The following is a 12,572-nucleotide window of genomic DNA, read 5'->3' on the forward strand; positions in this document are numbered from 1 at the left end:
CCGTAGTGCGTGATTTTGAAGGTGCCTAGTGAAGTTCATTTAGCTTCTTCTACCTGTTTCACTTCTTTTAAACTAGCTAACTCTTGACGAACATCGCTTACCTTTTCTTCTGCAATCATAATTTGATCAATAGCATCTGCAGCTTTATTGGCATTTGAATGTGAAATAATTCCAAGTCCAAAGTTCAAAGCTACAGAGCAAGTAAGTGATATTGTTAATACTGTAATCTTTCTATCCTTTTTCACGTCCATGTTTTATCTCCCTTTCCAACAATAATTTCAACATTCCGTTATCCCTAACATACTCACACACATCTTTGAAACAAAAATACAACCCTCGACTATTCCCCTCTTTAACTACATATACACCTAGCGGACAATCACCATATCGAATCCATGTTTGTAATGTTTCTTTGGTAATCTCATGATTCAATATTTCAACTGCTTCACTCGTCTTGATAAACGTACTCAAAACTCTTCACCTACATTTATAAGATTTCTGACAATTTCATAAATTTTATAGAGGGTTGGCAGTGTGTTTTCTTTAAATAACAATTCTTCTTCCGTTGTTCGTTGCCCATCTGCGTACATTTGATAAATTTCATGAAAGACCTTTTCCATATCATCAGCAGCCTTTCCACTCATAAAGCCAAGCGTCTGCAAATCTCTTTGACAATACCCGTTCGGGTTCTTGCATCTGCCAATAGGACATTCCTGTGCGCAATATCTATCGCGCATATTCAAATCATGAAGATAAGCAGATAAGCTAACAACAAATTCCGGTGGAGCATTTCTATCGCTCATATAGTTATAAACAGTTGATTCACTTGTACTGCAAGCTTCCGCAATCTTTCTAACACTAAATGTGTCTTTGTCTTTTCCTTGCGCCTTCAAAATGGCGTCTCTTATTAAATTCAATTTACTTCTCCTTTCGCTCCGTCTGAATAAGGTTACTTTCATCACCTTTGCTAAATGCCTCTATCACTTTGATACAAAGCGTTTCAGCAATATTGGCAGCTTCCTCAAATCTAGTTTCAGGAATATCTTTTGACTTCTTATAGCCAAGCAAATAAGCTGTCATACGTCGGATAACTTCCCAAGTAGACCCCATATTGATTCTTATTAGCTGTTCCCAATACTTACGTTGGACAGAAACAAGCGGTTTGTTATAAACAGATATTTTCTTTTCCGCTAATATTTCTATCTTAATTTGTTCTTTCAATTCTTCTAACTGCTCTTTTGTTAAAGTGATTTCTTCCATATAAAAAACCTCCTGTTTTCCTTTCCATAATCAAAGAACTCAAAGAGGTTGTTTAATATACACTAAGATGTTATAATTTCAGCGTAATCCTTAACCTCGTTGAGGGTTGCTCTGTGAGTAGCACATGACTATTTGGCGATAGGTGCTACTCTTTTTTATTTAAGTAGTTTACTAACAACATAATCCGTTAAGGACATTCCGCTTTTTTTTGCGTTTGATAAAATCTTTTCTTTTTCTTCCTTAGTCAGTCTTATGTTCAGCCTTTCATTCCTAGGGTTTTCTACTTTAGGTCTACCCATAGTTTTGTTTGTCATGGTCCTCCTTTCTGACTATTTGGCTACCCATAATATACTATATACTTTTTGGGTTGTCAATTAGTCTTAGGATTATTTTTGAAATTAACATCTTAGGATATAAAAAACCTCCTGTTCACAATTTGTGGAAAATTGCCCAAGAGGTTGCACATTTCGTATTTGAAAATGTATATCGAAAATGATATACTATTTGTGCAATCTCTTGAGATTGTAGTTGAGGTACATGACCTTAGTCGCCAAACTTACTTCATGTGCCTCTCTTTTATTTTGCTTTCTTGATTAGTTGTCTGATGAGTTCAGCATAACTAATCTTTTTTTGTTCACATAAGACATCGAGTTTGTTTTTTGTATCTTCATCAATTTTAATCTGTAATCTTATGTCTTTGGGTTTTCCTATAATAGGACGCCCCATTTTCTTTTTTGTAGCACCTGCCATTTCACTCCTTTCCCTCACTTACACATAGATGTGTACCTTAGTGCCTACTAATATAATAATATAGGTGTGTAAGTAAGTCAAGGCTTTTATATGGATTTTGAAGAAATGCTATATTTTTATATAATACGTAACTTTTACGTATAAATATATTGACATACGTATATAATACGTATATAATATAAGTGTGATGAGGAGGTACAACATATGCCAATGACGTCTAAGGAAATGTGTAAACTCCTTAAGAAGAATGGCTTCATTGAAATGAAACATGCTCCTACGGGACATCGTAAATTTCATAATCCTACTTCTAAAAGGACTACCATAGTTCCTTATCACAACAAAGAATTGGGAAAAGGCTTAGAACAAGCCATTCTCAAGCAGGCGGGACTTAAATAAGTCCTCCTGCACTATTTAAGAAAGTGAGGCTAACATTTATGTCTAAATTCTATTATCCTGCTGTATTCCATGTTGCTGACGATGTAGGAGGCTACTGGGTTGAATTCCCTGATCTTCCGGGGTGTTTCTCTCAAGGAGAACAAATTGAAGATACAATGGAACACGCCAAAGAAGCTTTAGGTCTTTATCTTGATACAAGCGATGATATTTATGAACGTACCATTCCAGATCCATCATCTATTACGAAAGTAATGGAACAATTCCCTAAAGAAATTGTCGTGCTTGTCGAATATGACGATATCAAATACGCTCGTATGTATAAGAACAAAGCAATCAAGAAAACTTTAAGCATTCCCGAATGGCTAAATGATGAAGCGACCAAAGAAGGCGTTAATTTCTCACAAGCTTTACAGGAAGCTCTCCTCGCTAAATTAAATTTATTATAGCATTTCTCCAGCACTCTTAATTGAGTGCTTTTTTGCAACCTTATTCAGTTTTCAAAGATCTTTATTTTCAATTTGAGAAATAAACAAACCTTTTATCACACTTTGTATATTCCAATATACTGTTTCTTTGATATAATATCAGTGTAAACAAAATATGTGTTTTGTTTATTCCTAGGAATGAATCGCTACAACTTTGGTCGGGAGTGCGGTTCATTTTTATTTTTTAAGGACATTTGTTTCCTCCTTTCTCACGAATAAAACTTAGTCCATTCAAAGCCAAGCAACTTGCCTAGCTTCTGCGCAGTAGCAGGTCTTGGTGTTCTTTCCCCTCTCTCGTATTTACCAATAAGGGTTGCATCTACACCGATTTCTCTACCTACTTCTGCTTTCGATAAGCCTTTCTTATTACGCTTATCAATAAGCCATTCTCTCAATTTATCACCTCTTTTTTCAAGACTACTTGTCTTGATATATTTATATTATAAGGACTATTGTCTTGTTTGTCAATTATTTTTGGTCGATTTGTCTCAAAATAGTAAGCAATATTTAAAAAGACTGATTGTCTTGGTATAATTTATTAAAGAGGTGTCATATGTTAGCGGAAAATTTAAAAAAATTAAGAAAACAAAAAGAACAAAAAGAACATAGACGCATTTCTAAATCTAATGTTAGTAAAGAATTAGGTTTAGATTTGTCTGCCTATGGAAAATGGGAAAATGGCGACCGTAATCCTGATATGTTTTCTTTAATAAAATTAGCCAACTATTTTGATGTATCTATTGATTATTTACTGGATAACGAAAAAAGCACTCCCCTATGCGATGAAGTGCTAGAAATCAATAAGGCTATGGAGAAAGTAAATCAAGAAGATAGACAGCGAATGGTCGAAACATTAAAAGCTGCGTTTCCTTATGCGTTCGATGATTATTTATGGGCTATGAATGTCTTGCAACAAAATGATTATGTTATGTATAACAGTATAAAAGCTGGAAATAGTGAATTAAGCAAACAAGATATTATTAGAATAGCGAATGAATTGAAAAAGTAAGTGGGGGACAAGCATGACAGATGCAGAAGCAAGAGTGTTAATTAACGAATTGAAAGAATTAGTTACGAAACGTTTTGAAATCCCTCAAATAGGATTATCAAAAGAATACGAGATCAAAGGAATAAATAATCCAAAGTTTAAGTTTATTTTTGTTATGCAAAGAAAAGGAACTGTAAATCCTAACAAATGTACGTATATTGTCAGAGATAAGAATACAGGAATAAACTTACTTAGACTAGATATTGGGTCGCGCCCTCACAGAAATCCTAACGGAACAGTTTTAAATGGACCACATTTGCATATTTATAAAGAAGAATATTATTACACAAATACTAACTTACCCTATGCTATTGAATTTGATATAAACGACCCCTCTTTAATGGAAAATTGCATAGCTTTCCTAAAAGAATTTAATGTCATAGAATATCCTGTTTTAATTGAACAGCCTGCTCTATTATTAAATTAGTTGTATTTACTTCACAATGTTGTTGTGTATAATATAAATATAGAGAGGAAGTGAAACCGTGATTGATAGTTTGATTCAAAATTATTATGACTTTATAAAATCAAATATCCAAGTAAAGGAGATTCATGGTTACCACGAGATTACCACTCCTCTGCTTGATCATTCGAATGATTTTATTCAAGTTTATGTTAGCATTGATAATGACGATATTACAATAACTGATGATTCCTATACAATCAGCAATTTAAAAGCTTGCGGATTAAATTTTTCTGACAAGAGAAATAAAGTGGTAGCTGGTGTCTGCGCACAATTTGGAGTAAAAGTTGAAAATGAAGAAATATTTGTTAAGACCGATAAAAATAATTTTGGTCTTAAATTAGACTCACTGCTACAATGTATTGTAAAAATTGATGATCTATGCTATGTTTCAAGAGAAAGTGTAGCAAGTTTTTTTGATGAAGATGTGAAACAATACTTCGAGAAAAATAATTTGTACTTCACCGAAAATATATCTTTAATGGGGCAGTCTGGTTATCAATTTAAAATCGATCTCTCTTTCCAAAGGACAAAGGATAATCCAACACGTTGGGTTAATATTATTAATAAAGCTTCTAAATCTAATTGTATGATAACATCATTCGGTTGGTTAGATACAGTTTCTCAAAGAAATCATACGGAAAAAATGTATGTGATAATAAATGATAGTAATCCTATAGATAAAGGAGTATTAGAAGGCTTTAGAAACTATGATATTACCCCTATCTTATGGAAGGATATAGAAACAAAAATCAGTTTATTTTCTAACTAAGTTGCAAATAATATATAAAATTGCAACTTTTTTTATTATTGTTACACCTATCGGTAACATTATGTTCTATTATTTATACGTAAAGGAGTGAATGGAATGTTACCGAATAAAATTCAAAGTGCCCTTTCCTACTGTGAAGGGAAAAATGTTTATGAAATTATGGAAGATAACAACATAGAATTGCTATCTATCCCCTTAGAAAGTGCTTATGGTGTTATTTTAATCAATGATGATAAATCTATTATCATTATTGATAAAGCTTTACCTTGGCAATGCAAGGAGTTTGTCTTATGGCACGAAATCGGACACTTCTTATTAGACCATAAAAACGGAGAGTTTCATTTTCTTAAAAATTCTAAAGGAGAAAGGGACATCAATGTATTTGCTTGCCTTATGCTTGGCGGAAATATGCGGGAATGGACTTATAAAGGTGTTCCAATCGAAATCGCTGTAAATGTATATGATTATCTCTCACAAAACGTGTACGTCAAAGAGCTGCTATCTGATGTATATTTTTTAAAGAGGTGATGATATGCAAAAGAAAAGAAAAACTTATCGTAGAGGGAATGGAGAAGGAACAGTTTACAATCTAGGAAAAGGAAGAAGTAAGCCTTGGGTTGCTAAAGTATTTATGCAAAATGAATTAGCTGAGACTAAAAGAGGTATGCGACAGGTATATAAAACCATTGGATATTATTTTACAAAGCAAGAAGCTCAAATGGCACTTTTGGAATATAACAAAAATCCTGATGATATTAATTTTGCTAAACAAGTAGAGAATAAAACCTTCAATGATGTTTTTGAAGAATGGTTTGATATGTTACCAAAGGATATAAGCGAAAATACAGTCAAAGGCCATCTGTTCGCATACCAGCATTGCAAAAAAATAGTAAATAGGAAAATCAAAAGTTTGCGCACTATCGATTTTCAAAACGTCATAAATGATTGTAGTCTGTCTGATAGTTCGAAAATTAAGATTAAATCCCTCATGGTTTCCGTTTGCAAGTACGCAGAAATGAACGATTATATCAATAAAAATTACGCTTCATTTTTGCCTGCTATCAATGAAAAGCAATCCGACCTACATCAACCTTTTACTAAAGAAGAATTAAGGATATTATGGGAACATAAAGATATGCCTTATGTAGACACGATCCTCATTATGATCTATACCGGTTTCAGAATCAACGAATTGTTAGAAATGGAAAACTGCAAAAATATCGATATTGAAAATAAAACGATGAAGGGTGGTTTTAAAACAGATGCCGGAAAAGATCGCATCGTGCCAATCCATTCTTCTATAATGCCACTTGTAATGAACCATTATGATCCTGCGCAAAAATATTTCATAAGAAACAAGAGGAACGGATCACGTATGAAATATCAAAATTATCGGAATAACTATTTTGATAAAATTATGATAAAACTAAAAATGGAGCACCTCCCTCATGATTGTAGGCACACGTTTGCAACCTTATTGAATGATGCTGAGGCAAACAGCACCAGTATCATGAAATTAATTGGGCATTCCTCTTTCGATATAACCGAGAAAATATACACTCACAAAGATATAGAAGAATTACGAAAAGCTATTGAATTAATCTGATTTGTGAGAGTTTTGTGAGAGATAAGCTTATTTTTAATCCGTTTTATTCAAAGAAAAACACGAAAACTGCCTATTATTAAGCTTATAAAATTATTGGTAGTAGAATTCTACAACCGTTAATAGTTGAAGAAAAAGCCTTATTTAAGGGCTTTTTTCTTTTTATACTTTTACATTTGTGAGAGTTTTGTGAGTGATAAGACTTATTTTATTTATACATTCATCATAATCCCATCATTACGATAACTGTCATTTCCTTTTCTATCTCATACCAATAAAAAAACCAGCGTTACTGGTTTTTTTAAGCCTTCCTTTGACCGATAAAAGAAACATGCTCCGCAATGATATCTATGCTTCGATGCATATTGCCATCATTCCCCTCAAAGCTTCGAGACTGTAATCTTCCCTTAATTGCAACATAATCACCAAGTCGAGCAACACTAGCCGTTGTTTCCGCTATTCCTCTCCATAACGTGCAGGATAATTCGTCTTGTTCATAGACCCCCTCATTATTCATAAAAGGCCTGGACACTTTCAACACCATATTAGCATATTTATTCCCGTTTACAGTTTCTTTTACCACGGGAAGCTCTGCAATTTCACCGACAAAAGCAACAACATTCATAGGAACCTCCTTTCCGGTGATGTCAAGCTACCGCATAAGCATCACTCCTTACACTTGCTATTATGCCTTAGAAGAATGAAATCTTCAAATAACTGTATTTGTCATCTTCAATATCACAATTAAAAATATATACAAAAAAAGAATGAAAACCATTCTTTTTTTGTATAATATGACAAATACATAAAATAGTACTATGAATTTTCTGGTTCTATTACGACATACGCCATATCTGCATTTTTCAGCATCTCTCTTGCCTGTTCAAAATCTTCTTCACAAATATGATCGATACACTCCAATGCATCAAACATATCCAATCCTTCAAAATAATTACGAATATACGTAATGGCGATATCATCAAAGCTATTTAAGCTTCGAAGCGATTGTCCGAAATAACGACGCTTTAAACGCTCTACCATTTCTTTATCCACTGCTTCCTGCTGCATACGCTTCCATATTTTCGCAACAATATCTTTAAAACGCATTTCATCATTGCTTTCTCCATAAAACATAATCAGTCCATGATCTTCACCAAAGTCTACTTCACTGCCAATATAATCATTGATAATGCCTCCATCAATCCATGCTTGAAACTCCGGATTTAATGAAGAAAAATAAGCATCTAGCATGATTTTAAAGCACCATTCCATTCGATTACGCATACTAGAATCTTTCAAACCTGTTAATTTATAAGTAATCGCTTGTTTTTTTATAGATATGTCCATTGCAAAGCGATATTCCTTACGTGCAACCTCATGGGGCTCTACAACTTCTTTTCGATATAACCGAGGTTGGTTTGAAAACTCTTTTTTATCTTGATTTTCACGAATAAGCTGCATCACTGCTTCCACATCAAAATCACCAATACCAAACAACACCATGTTACTTGGGTGATAATTACGGCAGTAGCATTGTTGTAGTTCTTCAAGTGTCGTAGCACAGACACTTTCCGCATCTCCACCTATATCATATTTTAACGGGTGATTTTGGAATAGCGAAGAAAAAGTTTCCATCAAAAGACGATTATCCGGCATTTGTTGATACATATTCAGTTCTTGTACGATAATCCCTTTTTCTTTTTCTACACTTTCTTTAGAAATTTGTAACGTCTGTACAAAATTCATCAACAATTCCAATGGCTTTTTGATGTCGTTGCTTGTGGAAAAATAATATGCTGTTTCATTGTAAGAAGTAAAGGCATTGACATTCGCACCCATACGGGAAAACAGTTCCATAACATCTTGTTCTCCCATTTCAAACATTTTATGCTCCAAAAAATGAGCAATTCCCGCATGATAGCAATAGTGCTTTCCGGCTTCATCAACCTGTTCAAGATCCATTGCTCCAAGTGGTGTGGACATCATAAATAAGCTTTTCGCATAATCTTCTTTCTTCCATAAAACCACATGCAAGCCATTGCTTAAGGTTTCACTATAATAGCTTTCTTGATACTTTTCATTGATATGTTTTTCCATAATATTTTACCTCTTTGTTAAAAGAAATGTCATTTTTAAACGACACTTAGCCATTGCATCTACTACCTGCTGCTTTGTAACCTCATTAATCTTGGTGATAATATCTTGTGTTGTATCCCTTCTGGAAAGCAAAATATTTTGATATGCCAAGGCAATAAGCGATGCCATATTATCATTGCTCGCCCTTAGAGAATTAACAATCATCTGTTTACTAACCGTAAATAACTCATCAGAAAAATCACCGTTTACCATGCGTTCGAACTGTTCTTTAATTAAGGCTATTGTCTTTTCACTGTGTTGCTTATCAATTCCGGTCGTAACCCCTAAAGCACCGTCATAAGAGATTAAATTAGAAAAAATAGAATAGCAAAGACTGTTTTTCTCACGTACCTCTTGAAATAATAGACTTGTAGCATATTGACCTAAAATAGCATTTCCGACTCGCAAAGGATAATAATCATCATCAACGATCCTTGTATCACTAAACCATATCATTGTAATATTTGTTTGTGAAATGTTACGGTTTTCTTCAACAAAGCGATTTTTTACATCACTTTTTACAGCATAATAAGTAAGTAGATTTATCTCTCTTGCCGCAAAATCCAAATACTTTTTGACATAATCCAGCACTTTTTGTTCTTCTACATCTCCGCATATCAAAATATCAACAGCATCTTCATGAATTAAACTATAATATGCCCTCTCAACATCTTGCAGTGTTATACTTTGACAAATTTCGCTTTCTCCTAATGATGAAATTTCCAAAGGTGTACCTTCTCCCGCTAATTTTAAAGCTTTGCTGATAGAATACTGTGCTGGATCATCAATATTTCGCTTAATCTTTGCTTCTAACATCTTTTTAGCTTCAATAAACACATCTTCTCGGATTGCCGGAAAAAATAAAATTTCTTTCAGAAAAGCAAAAATCTCTTCATTTAAATTTACATTATCACAATATTTCGGATTGATGACCTTCATACGAATATCTACCACATGACTTGCTCCATAGCCCATGGTTTGAGCATTTAAACTTGCTCCATATAAGGCATCTAAGTGCATGCTCATTTTTTGCTTTGTATCGTAACGAAGTGATCGATCACATAGCATTAACGCTAATAATGAGCGTACACAGGCTGATTTCTCGTCTAATGGTGAACGAAAGCGTATGCTAATACCGATATCCTTAAATTTTTTCGTTTGTAAAACCTCTAAACCAACACCTTGCTTTAATAGCATAACCATTCCTCCTTGTAGTTAGTATATACAAAGTATGCTTTTTTATTGATTTCATTTAACCTATTGAAAGTGTAAAACAGCACGCTAACATGCTGTTTATTCCTTATCCGTTTCATTCTCTGCACTGAGATAAACCTCTCTTGGCTTACTTCCTCTTGCAGGACCTATAAAACCGTTCTCCTCTAGTGTATCGATCAGACGTGCAGCGCGTGCATAGCCAATACTAAATTTTCGTTGAATCAATGAAGTAGAAGCCTTTTGTGTTATACGAATAAACTCCTTCACTTCTTCGAAAAGCGGATCTACGCTCAAACTTCCTGCTTCGGCAATGCCAGAACTTCCATCTAGCATTTCCAAACGTAAAAACGCATCTTCAAATTTCGGCTTTGCTTGTGAGGAAACATAATCACTGATTTCCGCTACTTCTTCATCGCTGACAAAAACACCTTGAACACGTATTGGATTTGTTTCTCCAATTGGTATGTAAAGCATATCCCCATGCCCTAAAAGCTTTTCTGCACCGGCTTCATCTAAAATAGTTCTTGAATCAACCGCACTACTAACCGCAAAGGCGATTCGTGATGGGATATTCGCCTTAATAACTCCGGTAATAACATCAACGCTTGGTCGCTGTGTTGCGACAACCAAATGAATTCCGGCAGCTCGTGCTAACTGTGTAATACGTTGAATACTTGCTTCTACCTCCTTTGCAGCAGCAAGCATTAAGTCTGCAAGCTCATCGATAATAACAACAATTGCTGCAAGCTTATTGATTTGCTCTTTTGGGTGCTGTTCGATATATTCGTTAAAGCCAACGAAATTACGTACACCGACCTTTGCAAAAAGCTTATAACGTTCGTCCATGATATGAACAATTACCTTCAAAGCTCGATTGGCTTCTTCTCCATCGGTAATTACCGGACCAAGCAAATGCGGAATTTCCTTATACGGTGTAAATTCAACCTTTTTCGGATCGACTAACAAAAGTTTCACCTCATCAGGTTTAGCACGCATCAAAATGCTTGTAATAATCGAATTCACACACACCGATTTACCTGATCCTGTTGCTCCTGCAATCAGCAAATGCGGCATTTTATTCAATTCACCATAAACATTGTTTCCCATCAGATCTTTTCCGAGTGCAAACAACATTTTACTATCCTGATAACGTTGTGGTACATTCTTCAAAAGTTCTCGCATAGACACTGTTGTTTTTTCTATATTAGGAACTTCCACTCCCACTGCCGATTTTCCGGGGATCGGTGCTTCGATACGAATATCCTTAGCAGCCAACGCCATCTTAATTTCGCGATGAAGATTACTGATTTTATCCACGCGAACGCCTAGATCCGGTTTAATTTCATATTTGGTGACCGTCGGTCCGATATGGGTTGCAACTAAGGTCGTCTTAACTCCGAATTGATCTAAAATTTCGATTAAACGCCTTCCGTTTTCATTTGCAATCGCGATATTTTTAGAAGAACGTTGTTTCTTTGCAATATCTTTTAACAGTGTAAGCTTTGGCAAGCGATATTTCGAATAATCTTGTGTAAATGCCGAAACAAATGTATCCTCCATACCGATTGTTGCTTCAATAACCTGCTGATTCTGTGCATCTTGTAAATTCGTTTTGTTAGAACTATCAAAGCCGATAATCAAATCGTCGTTTGATTCCTTTCCTTCATCAGACTCGTTTTCCTTTTCACCATCAAATTCATCATCTAAATCGACAAAGGAAAGCTGTCCTGGCTTTATACGCTCCTCCAAATCAATCGGAGCAAATATTGTTTCTTGCTCACTGCTTTTTTCCTGCTGTTTCTTTTTCTCTATTGATTTTTGTTTCTTCTCTGCTTTTCGCTTTGCATTGCTTTTTTTAGCCTCTTCAAACGGCTTGCGCATAGAAGCAAAACCATTCGCAAGATATTGGGAGAGAGCTCCATGCAAAAGTAAAATCACTCCTAAAATAACCATGGCGCCGATAACAATCCACGTTCCCATATAATCAAACAAAAAAGTACATACGGATACGAGAAAAGCGCCGATTAAGCCTCCCTTGCTTGCAACCTCACCTTTAAAAATCAACACCGAATCCGCCAGATATTGAGAAACGATATCCATTCCTTTTAATCCGCTATCCTTTGGAACAGCCGCAGCAAGTAGCCAAGCGCTCATAAGTACTCCCACTGCGACAATATATTTCATGGGAATATCCTGTACAGATTTTTTCAACATAAACAACACGCAGAAAACAATGATAATCCCGTAAATTACGCCATAAAGATTACCGAAAATATATTGAATGAATCCGGTGGTAATTTCACCGATAAAGCCTATCCTCAATCCACCGATGATGGAAAGTGTAATTAACAAAAGGGAATAAATATAAACAAGCACTTCATTTTCCAGACCTTGCTTTTTTTTCTTTGTCTTTCTTTTTTTTGTATTTGCCATGTACTCCCTCC

18 protein-coding genes are annotated in these 12,572 nt (G+C 34.8%); 7 read left to right on the forward strand and 11 right to left on the reverse strand.

Features of this window, described 5'->3' with window-relative positions; genetic code table 11:
* Positions 1-35: 35 nt before the first annotated feature.
* The 6 genes from EUBDOL_RS05990 to EUBDOL_RS06010 form a co-directional block, all read right to left on the reverse strand.
* A complete protein-coding gene (locus tag EUBDOL_RS05990) occupies positions 36-251 on the reverse strand; it encodes a hypothetical protein (RefSeq protein ID WP_004799613.1) in 216 nt (71 codons plus the stop codon).
* Positions 232-471, reverse strand: a complete 240-nt coding sequence (locus tag EUBDOL_RS05995) for a hypothetical protein (protein ID WP_004799616.1) — start codon at positions 469-471, stop codon at positions 232-234. The genes EUBDOL_RS05990 and EUBDOL_RS05995 overlap by 20 nt, the downstream gene beginning before the upstream one ends.
* Complete coding sequence (locus tag EUBDOL_RS06000) at positions 468-917, reverse strand: hypothetical protein (RefSeq protein ID WP_004799618.1); 450 nt, start codon at positions 915-917, stop codon at positions 468-470. The genes EUBDOL_RS05995 and EUBDOL_RS06000 overlap by 4 nt, the downstream gene beginning before the upstream one ends.
* 1 nt (position 918) lies before the next feature.
* On the reverse strand, positions 919-1,260 hold the full coding sequence (locus EUBDOL_RS06005; protein WP_004799620.1) for a hypothetical protein: 342 nt from the start codon (positions 1,258-1,260) through the stop codon (positions 919-921).
* Positions 1,261-1,415: 155 nt separating this feature from the next.
* Positions 1,416-1,574 carry a plasmid mobilization protein gene (locus tag EUBDOL_RS11235; RefSeq protein ID WP_004799622.1) on the reverse strand — a complete coding sequence of 53 codons (159 nt, stop codon included), beginning with the start codon at positions 1,572-1,574 and terminating at the stop codon, positions 1,416-1,418.
* Positions 1,575-1,836: 262 nt separating this feature from the next.
* Positions 1,837-2,010 (reverse strand): ribbon-helix-helix protein, CopG family, encoded by a 174-nt coding sequence (locus tag EUBDOL_RS06010; RefSeq protein ID WP_004799623.1) that lies wholly within the window; start codon positions 2,008-2,010, stop codon positions 1,837-1,839.
* Positions 2,011-2,214: 204 nt separating this feature from the next.
* Between EUBDOL_RS06010 and EUBDOL_RS06015 the strand changes: the two genes are divergently transcribed.
* Both EUBDOL_RS06015 and EUBDOL_RS06020 read left to right on the forward strand, forming a co-directional pair.
* Positions 2,215-2,406: a type II toxin-antitoxin system HicA family toxin gene (locus EUBDOL_RS06015; RefSeq protein ID WP_004799624.1), complete on the forward strand. Its 192-nt coding sequence runs from the start codon at positions 2,215-2,217 to the stop codon at positions 2,404-2,406.
* 38 nt (positions 2,407-2,444) lie between these two features.
* Positions 2,445-2,852 (forward strand): type II toxin-antitoxin system HicB family antitoxin, encoded by a 408-nt coding sequence (locus tag EUBDOL_RS06020; protein WP_004799625.1) that lies wholly within the window; start codon positions 2,445-2,447, stop codon positions 2,850-2,852.
* A gap of 248 nt (positions 2,853-3,100) precedes the next feature.
* On the opposite strand, the gene EUBDOL_RS06025 is transcribed toward EUBDOL_RS06020, so the two are convergent.
* Complete coding sequence (locus EUBDOL_RS06025; RefSeq protein ID WP_004799627.1) at positions 3,101-3,286, reverse strand: helix-turn-helix domain-containing protein; 186 nt, start codon at positions 3,284-3,286, stop codon at positions 3,101-3,103.
* A 158-nt stretch (positions 3,287-3,444) separates the two neighbouring features.
* Here EUBDOL_RS06025 and EUBDOL_RS10980 point away from each other — a divergent pair, with 158 nt between their 5' ends.
* The 5 genes from EUBDOL_RS10980 (at position 3,445) to EUBDOL_RS06050 (ending at position 6,780) form a co-directional block, all read left to right on the forward strand.
* Positions 3,445-3,900 (forward strand): helix-turn-helix domain-containing protein, encoded by a 456-nt coding sequence (locus tag EUBDOL_RS10980; protein ID WP_004799628.1) that lies wholly within the window; start codon positions 3,445-3,447, stop codon positions 3,898-3,900.
* Between the two features lie 13 nt (positions 3,901-3,913).
* Positions 3,914-4,366, forward strand: a complete 453-nt coding sequence (locus EUBDOL_RS06035) for a DUF6978 family protein (protein WP_004799630.1) — start codon at positions 3,914-3,916, stop codon at positions 4,364-4,366.
* Positions 4,367-4,424: 58 nt separating this feature from the next.
* Complete coding sequence (locus EUBDOL_RS06040) at positions 4,425-5,174, forward strand: DUF1828 domain-containing protein (protein WP_004799633.1); 750 nt, start codon at positions 4,425-4,427, stop codon at positions 5,172-5,174.
* A 96-nt stretch (positions 5,175-5,270) separates the two neighbouring features.
* Positions 5,271-5,702, forward strand: coding sequence for an ImmA/IrrE family metallo-endopeptidase (locus EUBDOL_RS06045; protein WP_004799635.1), 432 nt, complete (start codon positions 5,271-5,273; stop codon positions 5,700-5,702).
* A 4-nt stretch (positions 5,703-5,706) separates the two neighbouring features.
* The gene (locus EUBDOL_RS06050; protein ID WP_004799636.1) at positions 5,707-6,780 is read left to right on the forward strand and encodes a tyrosine-type recombinase/integrase; all 1,074 of its coding nucleotides are present in this window, start codon (positions 5,707-5,709) and stop codon (positions 6,778-6,780) included.
* Positions 6,781-7,078: 298 nt separating this feature from the next.
* On the opposite strand, the gene EUBDOL_RS06055 is transcribed toward EUBDOL_RS06050, so the two are convergent.
* From EUBDOL_RS06055 to EUBDOL_RS06070, 4 genes are all read right to left on the reverse strand, one after another.
* A complete protein-coding gene (locus EUBDOL_RS06055; protein WP_004799638.1) occupies positions 7,079-7,402 on the reverse strand; it encodes a single-stranded DNA-binding protein in 324 nt (107 codons plus the stop codon).
* 191 nt (positions 7,403-7,593) lie between these two features.
* Positions 7,594-8,874: an EF-P 5-aminopentanol modification-associated protein YfmH gene (gene yfmH / locus EUBDOL_RS06060; protein ID WP_004799640.1), complete on the reverse strand. Its 1,281-nt coding sequence runs from the start codon at positions 8,872-8,874 to the stop codon at positions 7,594-7,596.
* A 6-nt stretch (positions 8,875-8,880) separates the two neighbouring features.
* Positions 8,881-10,110 (reverse strand): EF-P 5-aminopentanol modification-associated protein YfmF, encoded by a 1,230-nt coding sequence (gene yfmF, locus EUBDOL_RS06065; RefSeq protein WP_040463280.1) that lies wholly within the window; start codon positions 10,108-10,110, stop codon positions 8,881-8,883.
* 96 nt (positions 10,111-10,206) lie between these two features.
* Complete coding sequence (locus tag EUBDOL_RS06070; RefSeq protein WP_004799642.1) at positions 10,207-12,561, reverse strand: DNA translocase FtsK; 2,355 nt, start codon at positions 12,559-12,561, stop codon at positions 10,207-10,209.
* Positions 12,562-12,572: the final 11 nt, after the last annotated feature.

Source organism: Amedibacillus dolichus DSM 3991 (assembly GCF_000154285.1).
GTDB lineage: Bacteria > Bacillota_I > Bacilli_A > Erysipelotrichales > Erysipelotrichaceae > Amedibacillus > Amedibacillus dolichus.

What these genes read in the sequence shown, in the direction of transcription:
- EUBDOL_RS05990 (WP_004799613.1), bottom strand. Translation starts at nt 251, where the DNA reads ATGGACGTGAAAAAGGATAGAAAGATTACAGTATTAACAATATCACTT.
- EUBDOL_RS06005 (WP_004799620.1), bottom strand. Translation starts at nt 1,260, where the DNA reads ATGGAAGAAATCACTTTAACAAAAGAGCAGTTAGAAGAATTGAAAGAA.
- EUBDOL_RS11235 (WP_004799622.1), bottom strand. Translation starts at nt 1,574, where the DNA reads ATGACAAACAAAACTATGGGTAGACCTAAAGTAGAAAACCCTAGGAAT.
- EUBDOL_RS06010 (WP_004799623.1), bottom strand. Translation starts at nt 2,010, where the DNA reads ATGGCAGGTGCTACAAAAAAGAAAATGGGGCGTCCTATTATAGGAAAA.
- EUBDOL_RS06015 (WP_004799624.1), top strand. Translation starts at nt 2,215, where the DNA reads ATGCCAATGACGTCTAAGGAAATGTGTAAACTCCTTAAGAAGAATGGC.
- EUBDOL_RS06020 (WP_004799625.1), top strand. Translation starts at nt 2,445, where the DNA reads ATGTCTAAATTCTATTATCCTGCTGTATTCCATGTTGCTGACGATGTA.
- EUBDOL_RS10980 (WP_004799628.1), top strand. Translation starts at nt 3,445, where the DNA reads ATGTTAGCGGAAAATTTAAAAAAATTAAGAAAACAAAAAGAACAAAAA.
- EUBDOL_RS06035 (WP_004799630.1), top strand. Translation starts at nt 3,914, where the DNA reads ATGACAGATGCAGAAGCAAGAGTGTTAATTAACGAATTGAAAGAATTA.
- EUBDOL_RS06045 (WP_004799635.1), top strand. Translation starts at nt 5,271, where the DNA reads ATGTTACCGAATAAAATTCAAAGTGCCCTTTCCTACTGTGAAGGGAAA.
- EUBDOL_RS06050 (WP_004799636.1), top strand. Translation starts at nt 5,707, where the DNA reads ATGCAAAAGAAAAGAAAAACTTATCGTAGAGGGAATGGAGAAGGAACA.
- EUBDOL_RS06055 (WP_004799638.1), bottom strand. Translation starts at nt 7,402, where the DNA reads ATGAATGTTGTTGCTTTTGTCGGTGAAATTGCAGAGCTTCCCGTGGTA.
- yfmH (WP_004799640.1), bottom strand. Translation starts at nt 8,874, where the DNA reads ATGGAAAAACATATCAATGAAAAGTATCAAGAAAGCTATTATAGTGAA.
- yfmF (WP_040463280.1), bottom strand. Translation starts at nt 10,110, where the DNA reads ATGCTATTAAAGCAAGGTGTTGGTTTAGAGGTTTTACAAACGAAAAAA.
- EUBDOL_RS06070 (WP_004799642.1), bottom strand. Translation starts at nt 12,561, where the DNA reads ATGGCAAATACAAAAAAAAGAAAGACAAAGAAAAAAAAGCAAGGTCTG.